The sequence below is a fragment of the Ralstonia sp. UBA689 genome (assembly GCF_002298975.1).
In the GTDB taxonomy this organism is placed as follows: domain Bacteria; phylum Pseudomonadota; class Gammaproteobacteria; order Burkholderiales; family Burkholderiaceae; genus Ralstonia.
Genome location: NZ_DBMV01000007.1, coordinates 1 through 18,510 on the forward strand (window position 1 = coordinate 1; position 18,510 = coordinate 18,510).

The window sequence follows — 18,510 nt, forward strand, 5'->3', positions numbered from 1 at the left end:
CCCGGTTACACAAATTCAAGGAGGGTGTCGCCATCTTGGGCGCGCCTTTCTTTTGCTTACTTTTCTTTGGCAAGACAAAGAAAAGTGAGTCAGCCCCGGCAGGGGATGAAACAGGGGTGAACCACCAACAACAACCCCAACAGCGAGAGACACACAAACCCTGCACCAACAGTGCAGAACATGTCGCCAGCACAGACCCAGGAGATAGCAATGTCCGACCGCATCATCATCGCCTCCGCCGCCCGCACCCCGATGGGCGCATTCCAGGGCGAACTCGCCAGCCTGACCGCGCCGCAACTCGGCGCCGCCGCCATCCGCGCTGCGGTGGAACGCGCAGGCCTGAAGCCGGAACAGATCGAAGAAGTCATCATGGGTTGCGTCCTGCCCGCCGGCCAGGGCCAGGCCCCGGCCCGCCAGGCTGCACTCGGTGCGGGCCTGCCGCTGTCGGTCGGCTGCACGACGGTCAACAAGATGTGCGGTTCGGGCATGCGCGCGGCCATGAACGCGTATGACGCGCTGTTGGCCGGGTCGCTGGATGTTGTGGTCGCGGGCGGCATGGAAAGCATGACCAATGCACCGTACCTGATCCCGAAAGGCCGCGGCGGCTATCGCATCGGCCACGGCATGATCTATGACCACATGATGCTCGACGGCCTGGAAGACGCCTACGAGCGTGACGAAAAAGGCGGGGGCCGCGCCATGGGCACCTTCGGCGAGGACTGCGCCGAAAAGTACGGCTTCACGCGCGAGGCACAAGACCACTTCGCGATGACCTCCGTGCGCCGCGCGCAGCAGGCGACCGAGTCTGGCGCCTTCCGCTGGGAGATCGCCCCCGTCACCCTCTCGGGCAAGACCGGCGACACCGTCATCGACACCGACGAAGGCCCGCGCCGCATCAAGGTCGACAAGATCCCCTCGCTCAAGCCCGCCTTCAAGAAAGACGGCACGGTGACGGCTGCGTCGTCGTCCTCGATCAACGATGGCGCCGCTGCTCTGGTGATGATGCGCGAATCGACCGCCAAGCAACTCGGCATCACCCCGCTGGCGGTGATGCTCGGCCACACCACGCACGCGCAGGCGCCGGGCTGGTTCACCACCGCGCCGGTCACGGCCATCGACAAGCTGTTCAAGAAGCTTGGCTGGAACGCCGACAGTGTCGACCTGTTCGAGATCAACGAGGCGTTTGCCGTGGTACCGATGGCCGCCATGCACGACCTGCACATCCCGCACGACAAAGTGAACGTGAACGGCGGCGCCTGTGCGCTGGGCCATCCGATCGGCGCGTCGGGTGCGCGTGTGATCGCGACGCTGCTGGGTGCGCTGCGCCATCGTGGCGGCAAGCGCGGTGTGGCAAGCCTGTGCATTGGCGGCGGCGAGGCCACGGCCGTGGGCATCGAACTCTATTGATCGGAAGGCGCGCACGATGACGAACACAACGTCCCGTCGTACCCGCACCGCGCTCATCCTTGGCGCGTCGCGTGGCATCGGTCTGGAGACCGTCAAGCAGTACCGCGCGGATGGGTGGCGTGTGATCGCCACCGTGCGCACGCAAGACGCCGCCCAGGCGCTGCAGGCTCTGGGCGCCGAGACCCACGTGCTGGACCTGACCGACGCCAACGCCGTCGCCGGCCTGGCGTGGAAGCTCGACGGCGAAGCACTGGACGTGGCGATCTACGTGGCGGGCATCTACGGCCCGCGCACGCAGGGCGCCACGCCGGTCAGCCAGGCCGACTTTGATGCCGTGATGCACACCAACGTGTGGGGCCCGATGAGCGTGCTGCCCGCCGTGCTGCCGATGGTGGAAGCCGGCCGCAATGGCGCCGATGAACCCGGCGGCGTGCTGGCCGTCATCTCCAGCCGCATGGGCAGCATCGGCGAGATGACGGGCAACGGCGGCTGGCTGTATCGCACCAGCAAGGCGGCGGTGAATGCGGTGCTGCGTGCGGTGTCGATCGACGCCAAGAACGCCACGTGCCTGACCTTCCACCCCGGCTGGGTGCAAACCGACATGGGCGGCGCCGGCGCGGCCATCACGCCGCAGGAGAGCGTGGCGGGCATCCGCCGCGTGATCGCCGGCGCCACGCGCGCTGACAACAGCGGGTTCCGCAACTACGACGGCAGCGTCATTGAGTGGTGAGGCCTGAGCGATGCTGCTGACTCCTGAACAGGAAATGATCCGCGATGCCATCCGCACGTTCGTGCGCGAGGCGATCGTGCCGCACGCGGCGGCGTGGGACCGCGATGCGACGTTCCCGAAAGACGTGCACCGCCAGCTCGGCGAGTTGGGGGCGTATGGCGTGGCCGTGCCGGAAGAACTCGGCGGTGCCGGGCTCGACTACCTCTCGCTGGCGCTGATCCTGGAAGAAATTGCTGCCGGCGACGGCGGCACCTCCACCGTCATCAGCGTGAACAACTGCCCGGTGTGCAGCATGCTGATGGCGTTTGCGAACGACACGCAGAAGCAGCAGTGGCTGGTGCCGCTGGCGCGCGGCGAGATGCTCGGCGCGTTCTGCCTGACCGAGCCGCACGTCGGCTCCGACGCTTCTGCCCTGCGCACCACCGCCACACGTGACGGCGACCACTGGGTATTGAACGGCGTAAAGCAGTTCATCACGAGCGGCAAGCATGCCGACGTGGCAATCGTCATGGCCGTGACAGACAAGACAGCAGGCAAGCGCGGCATCAGCGCGTTCCTGGTGCCGACCAAGACGCCGGGCTATGTCGTTGCGCGTCTGGAAGACAAGCTCGGCCAGCATTCGTCGGACACGGCGCAGATTGTGTTCGAGGATTGCCGCATCCCCGCCGATTGCCTGCTGGGTGAAGAAGGCGCCGGTTACAAGATGGCGCTGTCCGGGCTGGAAGGCGGACGCATCGGCATTGCCGCGCAGAGCGTAGGCATGGCGCGCGCGGCCTTCGAGGCGGCGCTGGCGTACGCCAAGGAGCGCGAGAGCTTCGGCCAGCCGCTATTTGCGCACCAGGCGGTGCAGTTCCGCCTGGCAGAGATGGCCACGCGCATCGACGTGGCGCGGCAGATGGTCTGGCACGCCGCCAGCCTGAAGGACGCGGGGCTGCCGTGTCTGAAAGAGGCGGCCATGGCCAAGCTCAACGCCAGCGAGATGGCCGAGCGCGTGTGCTCCGACGCCATCCAGGTCTTCGGCGGCTACGGTTATGTGAACGACTTTCCGGTGGAGCGCATCTACCGCGACGTGCGCGTGTGCCAGATCTACGAAGGCACCAGCGATATCCAGAAAATCTTGATCGCCCGCGCCTTGGCGTAGGCATTTTTGGGAAGCGGCAGCACAACAAGGGGAGCACATCATGAACGGGGCCATCGATTTCTACTTCGACTATTCCTCGCCGTACGGCTACTTCGCCAGCACGCGCGTGGAGGAACTCGCCCAGCGGTACAACCGCGCAACGGCGTGGCACCCGATCCTGCTGGGGGTCGTGTTCAAGACCACCGGCGCCGCTCCCCTGCCGCAGCTTCCGCTCAAGGGCGACTACGCGTGGCGCGACTTCGAGCGCACCGCGCGCTTTCATGGCATCGAATACCGCAAGCCGACGCACTTCCCATTGCCGACGCAATACGCGGCGCGCGCCACCCTGTGGGTGCACGACCACCACGGCGGCGACCGCGCCATCGACTTCGCACGCGCGGTCTACCGCGGGCTGTTCGTCGACGACATCAACATCGGCGAGCCCGCCGAGGTGATGAAGATCGCCGACACGATGGGCATCGACGGTGCCGCGCTCAACGCGGGGGCCAGCAGCCAGCAGATCAAGGACCAACTCAAGGCCGAGATCGACCTGGCGATGTCGCGCGGCGTGTTCGGCTCGCCCTACGTGATCGTCGACGGCGAGCCGTTCTGGGGCTTCGACCGCTTTGACCAGATCGAAGCGCTGCTGCGTGATGGTCGCGTTTGAGAGCCACGTTTGAGGAGCACGCCGACATGACGATGAAGAAGGGATTCCGCGCATTGGTTGACTTGGCCATGTCCGAAGTGCGAACGCTGTCGGTGGACGAGGCGCGCGCCCTGCTCGACGACCCGAACGTGCAGTTCGTCGACGTACGCGACATCCGCGAGCTGGAACGCGAAGGCGTGATCCCGCACGCGCTGCATGCCCCGCGCGGCATGCTGGAGTTCTGGGTCGATCCGGAATCGCCGTATCACAAGCCAGCCTTTGCGCAAGACAAGACCTTTGTCTTCTTCTGTGCGGCCGGCTGGCGCAGTGCGCTGGCCACCAAGACCGTACAGGACATGGGCCTTGAGCGCGTCGCGCATATCGAGGGCGGTTTCACCGCCTGGAAGGCGGCCGGCGCCCCGGTCGCCGCCTACGAAAAGCCAACGAAGAACGCATGACTGCAGTGACCCAACCCGCCTCGACCCACCCCCGCTTTGACGCCATCCTGTTCGATTGCGACGGCGTCCTGGTCGACAGCGAACCCCTCGTCAACCGGCTGATCTGGCAGATGCTGAACGAACTCGGCATCGGCATCAGCCAGGAAGATTCCATCAAGCGCTTTCTCGGCAAGGCCATCCGCGAAGAACTCGATGCGATTGCCGAGATGCGCGGCGCGCCGCTGCCGCCGAACTGGCTGTCCACCTTCTACGCTCGCCGCAACACATTGCTTGAGGCCGAGGTGGAAGCCGTGCCGCACATTGCGGATGCGATTGAAGCGCTGTCCACGCTCGGCCTGCCGATGGCCGTGGCCTCCGGCGCCGACCGCATGAAAGTCGAGCTGCAACTGAACCGCACAGGCCTGATCCACCGCTTCCAACCGACCAGCGCGCGCATCTTCTCGGCCACAGAAGTCGAGCGAAGCAAGCCTGCACCGGACGTGTATCTGCTGGCCGCAGAACGGCTGGGCGTGGCACCCGCGCGCTGCGTGGTGGTTGAAGACAGCCCCACCGGCGTGACCGCCGGCCATGCGGCGGGCATGACGGTGCTGGCCTACGCCGGCCGCAACGCCCCCGGCCCGCTGATTGCCGCAGGCGCCACGCGCACCTTCACCGACATGCGCCATCTGCCGGAGCTGCTGGCCTAATGTGCGCCACCCAAGCCCGATTGATCGGCCCGGCCGATGCCTGCCCCTGCGGCGGCGGTGCCTATGCGCGCTGCTGCGGCCCGTTCCACGCGGGCGATGCTGTACCGGCCACCGCCAAGCAGCTCATGCGCTCACGCTACAGCGCCTATGTGCTGGGCGACACGGCGTATCTGCGCCGCACGTGGCATCCGTCCACCTGCCCTGCCGATCTGGAGACCAGCGAGGCAGGCGCTCCTGCCACGCGCTGGCTTGGACTGGATGTAAAACGCCACGCACCGCAAGACGCCACGCATGCGACGGTGGAATTCGTCGCGCGCTACAAGGTGGGCGGCCGCGCTCATCGCCTGCATGAAACGAGCCGCTTCGTCCGCCTGGACGCGAGCGGCGCTGAATCCGCCGAAGGCCGCTGGCTGTACGTCGACGGCACCTTCCCTGACTGAACCCACTGCACTTCCGCCATGCCGACGCTAGAGACCAAGCTCAACCCCCGTGCCGAAGACTTCAAGGCCAACGCCGATGCCATGCGCACCCTGGTCGCAGACTTGCGCGACAAGGTCGCCCGCATCGCCCAGGGTGGCGGTGAAGACGCCCGCGCCAAGCACCTCGCGCGCGGCAAGCTGCTGCCACGCGACCGCGTACAGCAACTGCTCGACCCGGGCACGCCGTTCCTGGAGTTCTCGCAACTGGCGGCGTACGGCATGTACGACGACGCGGCACCGGGCGCCGGCATCATCACCGGCATCGGCCGCATCTCGGGGCAGGAATGCGTGATCGTCTGCAACGACGCCACGGTCAAGGGCGGCACGTATTACCCGATGACGGTGAAGAAACACATCCGCGCGCAGGAGATCGCCGAGCAGAACCATCTGCCCTGCGTCTACCTGGTCGATTCGGGTGGCGCCAACCTGCCGAACCAGGACGACGTCTTTCCCGACCGCGACCACTTCGGCCGCATCTTCTACAACCAGGCCAACCTGTCTTCCAAGGGCATCCCGCAGATCGCGGTGGTGATGGGCTCGTGCACGGCGGGCGGCGCGTATGTGCCGGCCATGAGCGATGAATCCATCATCGTCAAGGAACAGGGCACGATCTTCCTGGCCGGCCCGCCGCTGGTGAAGGCCGCGACCGGCGAGGTAGTGAGCGCCGAAGACCTGGGCGGCGCCGATGTGCATACGCGCCTGTCTGGCGTGGCGGACTACTTCGCCAACAACGATTCGCACGCGCTGGCACAGGCCCGCAACATCGTCGCGCACCTGAACCGCCGCAAGCCCGAGCAGGTGCAGATTCATGCGCCCGTCGAGCCGCGCTTTCCCGCAGAAGAACTCTATGGCGTGATCCCGACCGACACGCGCAAACCGTTCGACGTGCGCGAAGTCATCGCCCGCATCGTCGACGATTCCGCCTTCGATGAATTCAAGGCGCGCTACGGCACCACGCTGGTGTGCGGCTTCGCCCGCATCTGGGGGTATCCGGTCGGCATCATCGCCAACAACGGCATCCTGTTCTCGGAAGCGGCGTTGAAGGGCGCGCACTTCATCGAGCTGTGCTGCCAGCGCAAGATCCCGCTGGTGTTCCTGCAGAACATCACCGGCTTCATGGTCGGCCGCAAATACGAGAACGAAGGCATCGCCAAGAACGGCGCCAAGATGGTGACAGCCGTGGCCACGGCGCAGGTGCCCAAGTTCACCGTCATCATCGGCGGCTCGTTTGGCGCGGGCAACTACGGTATGTGCGGCCGTGCATATTCACCGCGATTCCTGTGGATGTGGCCGAACGCGCGCATCTCCGTGATGGGCGGCGAGCAGGCTGCAAGCGTGCTCGCCACCGTGCGCCGCGACGGCATCGAGGCCAAGGGCGGCCAGTGGAGCGCCGATGAGGAAGCCGCCTTCAAGGCGCCGATCCGCGAGCAGTACGAGCGCCAGGGTCATCCGTACTACGCCAGCGCGCGCCTGTGGGACGACGGCGTGATCGACCCGGCCGACACGCGCAGCGTGCTCGGCCTGGGCCTGTCGGCCAGCCTGAACGCGCCTATTGGCGACATGAACTTCGGCGTGTTCCGCATGTAAGCGGGCCGCCATCGGATGAGGATATTGCTGTGAACAGTAAGGACGTGCGGATGTGGCGCAGCGCATGGGCAGCCGTTGGCTGCGCGCTGCTGCTTGCCTCCGCGCATGCGCAGGACACACCCTCTGACCCGTCAGGTATCCGCGAGGAAGTGGTGGAGGTACCCAAGTCTGCGGGCATCTTCACCGTCAAGCTGGAAACCACCATCTACAAACCGGAAGGCGATGGACCATTTCCGCTCATCGTGCTGAACCACGGCAAGGCCCACGGCAACCCGTCCTTCCAGAGCCGCGCGCGCTACAGCGCCCAGGCAGCGGCGCTGGTCGCGCGCGGCTATGTGGTGGCGATCCCGATGCGCCAGGGCTTCTCCAAGTCGGGCGGCGCCTACATCGGCGGCGGCTGCAATGTGGAGAGCAACGGTCTCGTGCAGAGCGAAGACGTTGTCGCAGCGCTCGACTACCTGACCCGCCAGCCGTACGTCGACCGCGACCGCATCGTCATCATGGGCCAGTCGCACGGCGGCCTGACCACGATGGCGTTCGGCACCATCGCCTACCCCGGCGTGCGCGGCTTGGTGAACTTCGCAGGTGGCCTGCGCAACGACACCTGCGTCGCATGGGAAGACAACCTCGTGCGCGCCTTCGAGAGCTACGGCCGCCAGTCGCACTATCCATCGCTGTGGTTCTACGGGGACAACGACAGCTACTGGCCCAAGCCGCTGCCCGAACGGCTGTTTTCCGCCTACGCCGGGGCAGGCGGCAAGGCGCGTCTGGTTGACTACGGCAACTTCCAGAGCGACTCGCACGGCATGTTTGCCAGCCGCGCGGGCCTGAACATCTGGCTGCCCAAGGTCGATGCGTTCCTGCGCGAACTGGGCCTGCCTGCCGGCCCGGTGCATGCCGCTGCGCCGGCCAACGCCGCCACCACGCAAGGCGGCCCCAACAAGGACACCCAATGAACGCCTTCGAGACGCTAGCCTTTGCCCAGCACGGCGCCGTCGCCACGCTCACGCTCAACCGGCCGGATGTGCGCAACGCCTTCAACGAGACGGTGATTGCCGAGCTGACGGGCGCCTTCCACGCGCTGGCGAAAGAAGACAGCGTGCGCGCCATCGTCCTGTCCGGCAACGGCCCGGCCTTCTGCGCCGGTGCCGACCTGAACTGGATGAAGAAGATGGCCGGCTACTCCGACGACGAGAACCGCGCCGACGCCCTGCGCCTGGCCGAAATGCTGCGCGCCATCTACGCCTGCCCGAAGCCCGTGATCGCACGCGTGCACGGCGACACGTATGCCGGCGGCGTCGGCCTGGTCGCCGCATGCGACATCGTCGTCGCGGTGGAGAGCGCCAACTTCTGTCTGTCCGAAGCCAAACTCGGGCTGATCCCGGCCACCATCAGCCCGTACGTGATCCGAGCACTGGGCGAGCAGGCATCGCGCCGCTACTTCATCACCGCCGAGCGATTCTCCGCTGTCGAGGCGCATCGCCTTGGCCTCGTGCAGGAACTCGTCACCGCCGAGGCGCTCGACGCCAAGGTCAACGACATCACTGCCGCGCTGGTCGCCAACAGTCCGAATGCCGTGCGCGAGAGCAAACGGCTCGTGCGAGAGATCAGCGGTGTGCGCATCGACGAAGCGCTGCTGGCCGATACCGCCAACCGCATCGCCGCCATTCGCGCCTCGGAAGAAGGCCGCGAAGGCGTGCAGAGTTTTCTGGGCAAGCGCAAGCCGAACTGGCTGCTGCCGGCCTGACCCGCATAACAACGAAACCACGCATCACTTGAAGGAAGTCCTCATGCAATCCACTCCGCTCAACTTCGTTCCGAACGCCGCCAAAGCGCCCGTCATGTCGGGCCAGGCGTCCGACGCGCGCTGGAGCCGCGAAGCCATCGAAGCGCTGTTCGCGCTGCCGTTCAACGACCTGTTGTTCCAGGCGCAGCAGGTGCACCGCGCCAACTTTGATGCGAATGCCGTGCAGCTCTCGACGCTGCTGTCCATCAAGACCGGCGGCTGCCCGGAAGATTGCTCGTACTGCCCGCAGTCTGCACGCTACGACACTGGCGTCGAGGCTGAAAAGCTCATGCCGATCGACGCCGTGCTCGAAGCAGCCTCGCGCGCCAAGCAGAACGGCGCGAGCCGCTTCTGCATGGGTGCCGCGTGGCGCAACCCGAAGCCGCATCAACTCGATGCCGTGGCCGACATGGTGCGCGGCGTGAAGGCGATGGGGCTGGAGACGTGCGTGACGCTCGGCATGCTCAAGCAGGAACAGGCTGCGCAGTTGAAGGAAGCGGGGCTGGATTACTACAACCACAACCTCGACACCGCGCCCGAGTTCTACGGCGAGATCATCACCACGCGCACGTATCAAGACCGGCTCGACACGCTCGATCACGTGCGTGACGCGGGCATCAACGTCTGCTGCGGCGGCATCGTCGGGTTGGGGGAATCGGTGCACGAGCGTGCGGGCCTGATCGCCGAACTGGCGAACATGGAGCCGTATCCGGATTCGGTGCCGATCAACAACCTCGTGAAGGTGGAAGGCACGCCGCTGGCGGGCAACGAAGAACTCGACCCGTTTGATTTCGTGCGCACGATTGCCGTGGCGCGGATCACGATGCCCAAGGCGATGGTGCGGTTGTCGGCTGGTCGTGAGGCGATGGACGATGCGCTGCAGGCGTTGTGCTTTATGGCGGGTGCGAATTCGATCTTCTATGGCGAGAAGTTGCTGACGACTGACAATCCGGAGGCCGATGCGGATCGTCAGTTGCTGGCGCGGTTGGGGATGCGGGTGGAGGTGCAGGATCACATGCACCATGAATCGCATGCCGGGGCGCAGTCTTCGCATTGCCATATCGACATTACGCCGGCGGACTGACGTGTTTGGTTTGGGGATGGTTTTTTGTTGGTGGTCCATCCCCTGTTTCATCCCCTACCGGGGCTGACTCACTTTTCTTTGTCTTGCCAAAGAAAAGTAAGCAAAAGAAAGGCGCGCCCGAGATGGCGACTTCCCCTTGAATTTATGTCGCAAGGAGGGGAAGGGGAAAACTCGCTTCGCTCAGACAGTTCCCCTTCCTTTTTCCTCCTTACAACAGAAATTCAAGGCGCCATCAAGGGCTCCAACGGCCAAACCATCGAAGCATCCACGCAGTAGTAGGTACGCGGCAAGACGCAACGCAAGGCGAGCAAAACCAGTTGGAGTTGCGAGCGAAGCGAAGCAGCGCACAGCAACAAACAAGAGCCTGACGGGGCACGCACACCAACGGTTTCGCCGTTGACGTTCCTGCCCTAGATGGCGCCTTGAATTTGTGTAAGCGGGCGGGAAAAAGAGGGAGGCTTGTCTGAGCGAAGCGAGTTTGCCTCCCTCTCCGCCCGGTTACACAAATTCAAGGAGGGTGTCGCCATCTCGGGCGCGCCTTTCTTTGCTTACTTTCTTTGGCAAGACAAAGAAAGTGAGTCAGCCCCGGCAGGGGATGAAACAAGGGATGCACCAAAAGTGCAAAAGCAAAAACCAGGAGACGCAACAACACCATGATCACCAAACTCCTCATCGCCAACCGAGGCGAAATCGCCTGCCGAGTCGCCGCCACCTGCCGCAAACTCGGCATCCGCACGGTCGCCGTCTATTCGGATGCCGATGCCAATGCACGCCACGTTGCAGCCTGCGACGAGGCAATCCACATTGGTGAGCCCGCCGCCCGCGACAGCTACCTGCGCGCCGACCGCATCCTCGAAGCCGCCCGCGCCACGGGTGCGCAAGCCGTCCACCCCGGCTACGGCTTCCTGTCAGAGAACGAGGCGTTCGCCAAGGCCTGCGCCGATGCCGGCATCATCTTCGTCGGCCCGCCGGCATCGGCCATCGAGGCGATGGGCAGCAAGAGCGCGGCCAAGGCGCTGATGGAAAAGGCCGGTGTGCCGCTCGTGCCCGGCTATCACGGCGACAACCAGGACGCCACTTTCCTGCGCACGCAGGCCGACCGCATCGGCTACCCAGTGCTCATCAAGGCCAGCGCCGGCGGCGGCGGCAAGGGCATGCGCGTGGTGGAATCGGGCGATGCGTTCGAAGCGTCGCTGGCCTCGGTCAAGCGTGAGGCATCGTCCAGCTTTGGCGACGACCGCGTGCTGATCGAGAAATACCTCACCCGCCCGCGCCATATCGAAATCCAGGTCTTCGCCGACAGCTTCGGCGGTGCCGTCTACCTGTTCGAGCGCGACTGCTCGGTGCAGCGCCGCCACCAAAAGGTGCTGGAAGAAGCCCCCGCCCCCGGCATGACGCTGGACCGCCGCCGCGCGATGGGCGAAGCCGCCGTGGCTGCCGCGCGCGCCGTGGGCTACGTGGGTGCGGGCACGGTTGAGTTCATCGTCGATGAAGACGGCACGTTCTACTTCATGGAGATGAACACGCGCCTGCAGGTCGAGCACCCCGTCACCGAAATGATCACGGGCGAAGACCTGGTCGAATGGCAACTGCGCGTGGCCTCCGGCGAGCCGCTGCCGCGCGCGCAGGACGAACTGCACATCCACGGCCATGCGCTCGAAGCGCGTATCTACGCGGAGAACCCCGACCGCGATTTCTTACCCTCCATCGGCACGCTGAAGGTGCTGCGCACGCCGGCGGCGGTGGAATTCACCGTTGGCGCGCAACCCAATGGCGAACCGGCCGCCGTGCGCATCGATGCCGGCGTGCGCGAAGGCGACGCCATCAGCCCTTACTACGACCCGATGATCGCCAAACTGATCGTCTGGGGCCGCGACCGCGAAGAAGCGCTCGCACGCATGCTGCAGGCGCTGGGCAGCTTCCATCTGGTTGGACTGTCGTCCAACGTGGCCTTCCTGCGCCGCCTCGTGGCATCGAATCCGTTTGCCACCGCGGACCTGGATACGGGCCTGATCGCGCGCCACCACGACACGCTGTTCCCCGCCGCGCCCGAGGTGCCGCAGGATGCCATCGCCCTGGCCGTGGCCGCGCTGCTGGCGCGAGAGGCACGCGGCCTGCGTACCGACACGCGCGATCCGCATTCGCCGTGGGCGCGCGGCAGCGGCTGGCGTCTCAATGGCGCAGCCGAACGCACGCTGCGTTTCACGCAGGGCGATCAAGCCATCGATGCCACGCTCGTCTACGGCCGTGATGGCACGCGCCTGAAAACCAACGGCCATGAAGCGCCCTTCACCACGCAGCGCCACAGCGAGAGCTTCAGCGTCGCGCTCGGCTCGCACAAGGCGACCGGTCAGGTGCACGTGGATGGCGAAGCCTTCCACGTCTTTACCGGCGGCGCGCATTGGACGCTGGAGCGCCACGACCCGCTCGCCCACGCCGGCGAAGCCGACGACGAAGGCGGCAAGCTGACCGCTCCGATGCCCGGCAAGGTCATCGCCGTGCTCGCCACGCCGGGCCAGACCGTCACCAAGGGTGCACCGCTGGTCGTCATGGAGGCGATGAAGATGGAGCACACGCTCACTGCGCCGGCCGATGGCGTGGTCGAATCCGTGCTGTATGGCGTCGGCGATCAGGTGACCGAAGGCGTGCAACTGCTGGCGTTCAAGCCGGCGGAAGGCGCCTGATCTGTCGAACAACCATCAGGCAAGAGAAGCGCACGCGTTGCTGACACTCTTGGAGGAAGCGTCCAAAGGCTTGAACGATGTCGAGGCGGGCCGCGTCAAGGACGCGGCTACTGTGTTACGGCAGTTGCGCCAGTAGCGTAGTCGTACAGCTCGCGAGCAGTAGAGCAAGGCGGCGTTGATCGCCACCTGTGCGTTAACGCCATCTGCTATTTTCAGAATCCGCCGATGTCCAAGTCCACAGGACAACAGCAGAGTGTCGGAAGCACCCAAACGGAGACCGGCGATGACGCTCACCACTAGCTGCCCAACAAACCCAGATCAACCCTCGATGGCACCCATCGATGCTCAAAGGCGGCACACCGGTTGCCTCTTTCTCTCATTTCTCGGCCAGGCGTTCATCAAAGATTGGGAAAAACTTCTCCTCAAGTACTACGACGATGACTTGGACTACTGCACCGCAGGCTGGGGACATCTCGTCAACGGCAAACGATCGTGCCGCGATCTGGGCATTGCGGTGAACAGGCCAATTTCCTTAGCCGAGGCGGAGAGATTCTTTAGGCTCGACATCTCAAGGCATGAGGACGTCGTTCGTAGAGCGATTCACGTTCCGCTGCACCAGCACGAGTTTGACGCACTGTGTTCACTGGCATTCAACGTTGGCGATATCGCAAGGGTTGCCCCGATGCTCTGCCACAAGAGCAATACGAAGCGCTACGCTGAAGCGGCAAGGGAGTTCTTGGATATCACCAATCGAGGTGTTCCTGGCCTAGTTAAGCGGCGCCGACAGGAATATGACATGTACCTCAACAACCGCTATGACTCTACCCACTAAGCCCATGCGTTCCGCGCGTTCGGTCACGTTGGTTGCAATGCTGGCGGTTGCTGGCGCAGCGCACGCAGACTGCTCGAATCTAATTCAGAGCGAACCTGGATACGAAGCAGAGCATCGCCTTTCTTTCCCCTCTTCCGAACAGGAAAAGGAATTTACGCGGACGCTCCAAGACCAAGCCGGTCTAGACCTTCCCGAGGCAAGTGCCTTCTTCGCCTGTCTCAAGATCGCATCCAGACGTGACGACAAAGACACACTCAGCCAACTGATTCGCTATCCGCTACGAATAAACGGCCGAAACGCTGTCCGCACGCCGGCGGAGTTCAAGCGCGCATACCCCACGATTTTCAACAACAAGGTCAAACGCGCCATCGAGGCTCAGCAATTTGAAGACCTGTTCGTCAGCTACCGTGGCCTGATGGTCGGTGGCGGCGAAGTGTGGATCAGCGGCGTAGCCACCTCCTCCCCCGGCAAGACATCAATCAAGATCATCTCGGTCAACAATCGGTAAACGGTAAGCGGCGAAAACCCTTGAACAGAAGGGCCGCCGCTACTCTCCCGCGTTTGCAACGCCCCTGCTACACTCCTTGACGTATACGTCAACTAGCACGCAGGGCCCCATGCACATCCAGATCTACACGCCCGACGGCAAGCCCCAACCCTGGCTCGATGGTTTTGCGCAGGCGCTGCCCGAGGCGCGGCTGTCGGTGTGGGAGCAAGGCGCGGCGCAGGACGCCGACTACGCCGTGGTCTGGCAGCCGCCCGCCGACATGCTTCGCGATCGCCGCGACTTGCGCGCGGTGTTCAACCTGGGCGCGGGCGTCGATGCCATCCTCGGCCTGCGTGCGCAATCGCCCGATGCGATTCCCGAAGGCCTGCCAATCGTGCGTCTGGACGACGCCGGCATGGCCGCGCAGATGGGCGAATACGTCACGCATGCCGTGCTGCGTTTCTTCCGCCGATTGGACGAGTACGAGCGCCAGCAGCAAGCCAAGATGTGGCGCTTCCTCAAGCCGTTCAATCGCGACGAGTTCGTCGTCGGCGTGCTGGGCCTGGGCGTGCTGGGCACGCATATCGCCAAGACGCTGGCGGGCTTTGGCTTTCCGGTACGCGGCTGGAGCCGCTCGGCCAAACACGTCGAAGGCATCGACTGCCGTGCCGGCACCGACGCGCTGCCCGGCTTCCTGTCGGGCACGCGCGTGCTGGTGAATGTGCTGCCGCTGACCGCCGACACCGAAAACGTGATCGACGCAAAGCTGCTCGGTCAGCTCGCGCCGGGCGCGTTCGTCGTCAACGTGGCGCGCGGCAAGCATGTGGTGGAAGACGACCTGCTGGCCGCCGTGCGCAGCGGCCACATTGCCGGCGCCGCGCTCGACGTGTTCCGCACCGAACCGCTGCCTGCGGACCACCATTTCTGGACCGAACCGCGCATCCACATCACGCCGCACATTTCGGCGTTGACGCTGCGCGAGGTCAGCATTGCCCAGATCGCACGCAAGATTCGCGCGCTGGAAGCTGGCGAGCCGATTGCCGGCATCGTCGATCTGCAACGAGGTTACTGAGATGAGCACTCCGCATTTCGTGAAGGTGGTCGAGGTTGGCCCGCGCGACGGTCTTCAGAACGAGAAGGCACCGGTTTCGACCGAAACAAAGGTCGAGCTGGTGGACCGACTGTCCGACGCCGGCTTCGTCAACGTAGAGGCCGCATCGTTCGTGTCGCCCAAGTGGGTGCCGCAGATGGCCGACGGCGCCGAGGTGATGGCGCGCATCCAGCGCCGGCCGGGCACGCTGTATTCGGTGCTCACACCCAACATGAAGGGTTTCGAGGGCGCGGCCGCCGCGGGTGCGGATGAAGTCGTGATCTTCAGCGCAGCCAGCGAGGCGTTCGCGCAGAAGAACATCAACTGCTCGATTGCCGAATCGATCGAGCGCTTCGCGCCGGTGGCCAAGGCCGCCAAGGACGCTGGCATCCGCGTGCGCGGGTCGATCTCGTGCTCGCTGGGCTGCCCGTATCAGGGCGAGGTGCCGGTGGAATCTGTCGTTGATGTGATCAAGCGACTGGCCGACCTGGGCTGCGACGAGATCGACATTGCCGACACCATTGGCGTGGGCACGGCCGGGCGCGTGAAGAATGTCATGGAGGCGGCTGCGGCAACGTTCCCGATCGATCGGCTCTCGGGCCATTTCCATGACACGTACGGCCAGGCGCTGGCGAACATCCTCGCCAGCCTGGAAGTGGGCATCGCCATCTTCCACGCGTCCGTGGCGGGGCTGGGCGGTTGCCCGTATGCCAAGGGCGCAACCGGCAACGTGGCCACCGAAGACGTGCTGTACCTGCTGCACGGGCTGGGCATCCGCACCGGCATCGATCTGGACAAGGTGGTGCTGGCGGGTGATTTCATCTCCCAGGCTATCGGCCGGCCAACCGCCTCGCGTGCGGGCCGCGCGCTGCTGCTCAAGCTGCAGGACCAGATCGCCCAAGCCTGTATCTGATGTTGATACCTCCAAAAAACGACTGACAACGACGATGAGCGCAAACGATACAAACGTCCCCCTGCCGGAGTCTGCCCAGCGCGTGGCCGACCACCTGCGCACGCTCGGCTACGAGAAGACCATCGTAATGCTGCCCGCCACCGGCAAGACGTCGGCCGAAGCGGCGGCCGGCCTGGGTTGCTCGGTGGCGGAGATCGCCAAGTCGATCATCTTCCGCCGTGCCGAGGACGACGTGCCCGTACTGGTCATCGCCAGCGGCACGAACCGCGTCGACGAGGCCAAGGTGTCCGCGCAAGTCGGCGCGCTGGCCAAGGCCGACGCCAAGTTCGTGCGCGAGAAGACGGGCTACGCCATCGGCGGCGTGTGCCCGGTCGGCCATGCGGTCAAGCCGGTCATGCTGCTCGATCAGGATCTGTTCCAGTACGACAGCGTGTGGGCCGCCGCCGGCCATCCGCACGCCGTCTTCAACCTCACACCCGCCGAGCTGGAAGCGATGACCGGCGCACCGGTGGCAGACGTCGCCCTGCGCGATTGATCCGTCGGCCAACGCCCTCATGAACGCCTGCACACGCGCACAACTGAAGCTGTCTGCGGCCAAGCTGCGCAACAGCCGCGCGCAGGCCGAGCAGGCGCGGCCGGTGGGCTCGCCGTGCATCAACGTGTGCAAGATGGACGACGCGCGCGGCTTGTGTCTTGGCTGCATGCGCACGATCGATGAGATTGCCGCGTGGTCCACGCTGAATGATGACGCGCGGCTTGCCATCTGGCAGACGCTGCCTGAGCGCGCATGCGCGTGGCTTCAGGACACGAGCAACAACTGACCGCTCCCCATGGCCGAACACGACGTCATCACCCTGCCCGATTCGATGCGCGTGTTCGAGCGCGGTTGGCTGTCGTCCAACAACATCCTTTTCGTTGACGACGAAGCGCATGGCGGCTGCGCGCTGGTCGATTCCGGCTACCTCACGCATGCGCCGCAGACCGTGGCGCTGGTGCAGCACGCATTGCAAGGCAAGCCGCTGCGCCGCCTGCTGAACACGCACCTGCACTCCGACCACTGCGGCGGCAACGCGGCGCTGCAGGCGCTCTACGGTTGCCACACGCGAGTGCCCGCCGCACAAGTCGACGACGTGCGCCGCTGGGACACCGACGCCCTCAGCTACGGCCCCACCGGCCAGGAGTGTGCCCGCTTTACACTGCCCGACGACGACGCGGGCTTGGCCGACGGCATGACACTGCGCCTGGGCGGCCTCGACTGGCAGGCGATCAGCGCGCCGGGCCACGACCCGAATGCGGTCATCCTCTATAGCCCGGACACGCGCGTGCTGCTCTCGGCTGATGCGCTGTGGGAACGTGGCTTTGGCGTGATCTTCCCCGAGCTGGAGGGCGAGAGCGGCTTTGCCGAGCAGGAGGCGATCCTGGAGCGCATCGCGCAACTCGATGCGCGCATGGTGGTTCCAGGGCATGGCAGGCCGTTCACTGAAGTCAATGCGGCCATTGATGCCTCGCTCGGGCGACTGGCGTATCTGCGCGCCGATCCCGAGCGCAACGCCCTGCACGCCATCCGCGTGCTGGTGAAGTTCAAGCTGCTGGAGCAGCAAGCGCTGACTTACGACGCGCTGAGCGCATGGTTCATGCAGACCACGCTGATGCCGCGCCTGCAGACACGCTTTTTTGCGAACCAGTCGATGACTGCGTTGCTCGACGCGTCCATCGCTGCGCTGGTCAAAGCGAATGCTGCATCGGTCGAGCGCGACCGTATCCACAACCGCGATTGACGTGCCGCGCAGCGGCTGCGCGCCGCTACAATGCAGCGACGCCTCTTCTCTTCGCCAGGGCATGTCGAAACCCGCTACACCCAAGCCAACCGAATCTGCCGTTGAAGCCACGACAGAAGCCGACGCCGCGCCACGCCGCAAGCGCGGCCGCCCCGCGCAGGACGCCAACGAAGGGCTGCGCCGCGCACTGATCGAGCAATCGGCCCGGCTGTTCCGCGAGAAGGGTTACGGCAACACCACGGTGCGCGACATTGCTGCCGCCACGGGCGTGCATGCCGGAAGCTGGTTCTACTACTTCAAGACCAAGCAGGACATCCTGCAAGCCGTGATCGAGCACGGCCTGACGGTGGCGCTGGCCGACATCGAGGCCATCGACGTTGACGGCCTGCCGCCTCGCGAGGCGATGCGGCAGCTCGTGCGCGCGCACCTCTACACACTGCTCGCGCCCCACCAGGACTTCATTCCGGTGATGCTGTATGAATGGCGCTCGCTGGAGCCGCAAGCGCAGGAACGCATCATCGCGCTCAAGGACCGCTACGAAGGCATCTGGACGCGCGTCATTGAACGCCTGCGCGCATCAGGCGAATGGGCCCAGCCAACACCGGTAGACCGCCTGCTGATGTTCGGCGCGCTCAACTGGACGGCGCAGTGGTATCAGGCCGGCGCGGGCATCAGCATCGATGCGCTGGCCGATCAGGCGGTGCTGTTCATCCTGCGTACGCCGCCCAAACCGGCAGCCTGAG

General features: G+C 65.1%; 20 protein-coding genes. All 20 read left to right on the forward strand.

Annotated features, from left to right (window positions below):
- Nucleotides 1-210: 210 nt before the first annotated feature.
- The 20 genes from B4F51_RS03245 to B4F51_RS03340 all read left to right on the forward strand — a co-directional run bounded on the left by B4F51_RS03245 (nucleotide 211) and on the right by B4F51_RS03340 (nucleotide 18,509).
- Entirely contained in the window at nucleotides 211-1,407 is a 1,197-nt protein-coding gene (locus tag B4F51_RS03245; RefSeq protein ID WP_296223652.1) for an acetyl-CoA C-acetyltransferase, read from the forward strand.
- 16 nt (nucleotides 1,408-1,423) lie between these two features.
- The gene (locus B4F51_RS03250; RefSeq protein WP_296223653.1) at nucleotides 1,424-2,137 is read left to right on the forward strand and encodes an SDR family oxidoreductase; all 714 of its coding nucleotides are present in this window, start codon (nucleotides 1,424-1,426) and stop codon (nucleotides 2,135-2,137) included.
- Nucleotides 2,138-2,147: 10 nt separating this feature from the next.
- Nucleotides 2,148-3,278: an acyl-CoA dehydrogenase family protein gene (locus B4F51_RS03255; protein ID WP_296223654.1), complete on the forward strand. Its 1,131-nt coding sequence runs from the start codon at nucleotides 2,148-2,150 to the stop codon at nucleotides 3,276-3,278.
- A gap of 40 nt (nucleotides 3,279-3,318) precedes the next feature.
- On the forward strand, nucleotides 3,319-3,924 hold the full coding sequence (locus tag B4F51_RS03260; protein ID WP_296223655.1) for a 2-hydroxychromene-2-carboxylate isomerase: 606 nt from the start codon (nucleotides 3,319-3,321) through the stop codon (nucleotides 3,922-3,924).
- 26 nt (nucleotides 3,925-3,950) lie between these two features.
- Nucleotides 3,951-4,361: a rhodanese-like domain-containing protein gene (locus B4F51_RS03265; RefSeq protein ID WP_296223656.1), complete on the forward strand. Its 411-nt coding sequence runs from the start codon at nucleotides 3,951-3,953 to the stop codon at nucleotides 4,359-4,361.
- On the forward strand, nucleotides 4,358-5,047 hold the full coding sequence (locus B4F51_RS03270) for an HAD family hydrolase (protein ID WP_296223657.1): 690 nt from the start codon (nucleotides 4,358-4,360) through the stop codon (nucleotides 5,045-5,047). The genes B4F51_RS03265 and B4F51_RS03270 overlap by 4 nt, the downstream gene beginning before the upstream one ends.
- Complete coding sequence (locus tag B4F51_RS03275; protein ID WP_296223658.1) at nucleotides 5,047-5,487, forward strand: YchJ family protein; 441 nt, start codon at nucleotides 5,047-5,049, stop codon at nucleotides 5,485-5,487. The genes B4F51_RS03270 and B4F51_RS03275 overlap by 1 nt, the downstream gene beginning before the upstream one ends.
- Before the next feature lie 18 nt (nucleotides 5,488-5,505).
- The gene (locus B4F51_RS03280) at nucleotides 5,506-7,113 is read left to right on the forward strand and encodes a carboxyl transferase domain-containing protein (RefSeq protein WP_296223659.1); all 1,608 of its coding nucleotides are present in this window, start codon (nucleotides 5,506-5,508) and stop codon (nucleotides 7,111-7,113) included.
- A gap of 29 nt (nucleotides 7,114-7,142) precedes the next feature.
- A complete protein-coding gene (locus B4F51_RS03285) occupies nucleotides 7,143-8,069 on the forward strand; it encodes a dienelactone hydrolase family protein (RefSeq protein ID WP_296223660.1) in 927 nt (308 codons plus the stop codon).
- Nucleotides 8,066-8,860 carry an enoyl-CoA hydratase/isomerase family protein gene (locus B4F51_RS03290; RefSeq protein ID WP_296223661.1) on the forward strand — a complete coding sequence of 265 codons (795 nt, stop codon included), beginning with the start codon at nucleotides 8,066-8,068 and terminating at the stop codon, nucleotides 8,858-8,860. Before B4F51_RS03285 ends, B4F51_RS03290 begins: the two co-directional genes overlap by 4 nt.
- Before the next feature lie 43 nt (nucleotides 8,861-8,903).
- Nucleotides 8,904-9,983: a biotin synthase BioB gene (bioB, locus tag B4F51_RS03295; protein ID WP_296223662.1), complete on the forward strand. Its 1,080-nt coding sequence runs from the start codon at nucleotides 8,904-8,906 to the stop codon at nucleotides 9,981-9,983.
- 653 nt (nucleotides 9,984-10,636) lie between these two features.
- A complete protein-coding gene (locus tag B4F51_RS03300) occupies nucleotides 10,637-12,667 on the forward strand; it encodes an acetyl/propionyl/methylcrotonyl-CoA carboxylase subunit alpha (RefSeq protein ID WP_296223663.1) in 2,031 nt (676 codons plus the stop codon).
- Nucleotides 12,668-12,950: 283 nt separating this feature from the next.
- Entirely contained in the window at nucleotides 12,951-13,499 is a 549-nt protein-coding gene (locus tag B4F51_RS03305) for a lysozyme (protein ID WP_296223664.1), read from the forward strand.
- Nucleotides 13,500-13,503: 4 nt separating this feature from the next.
- Nucleotides 13,504-14,007, forward strand: a complete 504-nt coding sequence (locus B4F51_RS03310) for a hypothetical protein (RefSeq protein WP_296223665.1) — start codon at nucleotides 13,504-13,506, stop codon at nucleotides 14,005-14,007.
- 109 nt (nucleotides 14,008-14,116) lie between these two features.
- A complete protein-coding gene (locus B4F51_RS03315; protein WP_296223666.1) occupies nucleotides 14,117-15,058 on the forward strand; it encodes a 2-hydroxyacid dehydrogenase in 942 nt (313 codons plus the stop codon).
- 1 nt (nucleotide 15,059) lies between these two features.
- Nucleotides 15,060-15,989, forward strand: a complete 930-nt coding sequence (locus B4F51_RS03320; protein ID WP_296223667.1) for a hydroxymethylglutaryl-CoA lyase — start codon at nucleotides 15,060-15,062, stop codon at nucleotides 15,987-15,989.
- A 34-nt stretch (nucleotides 15,990-16,023) separates the two neighbouring features.
- The gene (locus B4F51_RS03325; protein WP_296223668.1) at nucleotides 16,024-16,524 is read left to right on the forward strand and encodes a YbaK/EbsC family protein; all 501 of its coding nucleotides are present in this window, start codon (nucleotides 16,024-16,026) and stop codon (nucleotides 16,522-16,524) included.
- 19 nt (nucleotides 16,525-16,543) lie between these two features.
- Complete coding sequence (locus B4F51_RS03330) at nucleotides 16,544-16,810, forward strand: DUF1289 domain-containing protein (RefSeq protein WP_296223669.1); 267 nt, start codon at nucleotides 16,544-16,546, stop codon at nucleotides 16,808-16,810.
- Between the two features lie 9 nt (nucleotides 16,811-16,819).
- A complete protein-coding gene (locus B4F51_RS03335; protein ID WP_296223670.1) occupies nucleotides 16,820-17,767 on the forward strand; it encodes an MBL fold metallo-hydrolase in 948 nt (315 codons plus the stop codon).
- A gap of 61 nt (nucleotides 17,768-17,828) precedes the next feature.
- Complete coding sequence (locus B4F51_RS03340; RefSeq protein WP_296223671.1) at nucleotides 17,829-18,509, forward strand: TetR/AcrR family transcriptional regulator; 681 nt, start codon at nucleotides 17,829-17,831, stop codon at nucleotides 18,507-18,509.
- Nucleotide 18,510 lies beyond the last annotated feature (1 nt).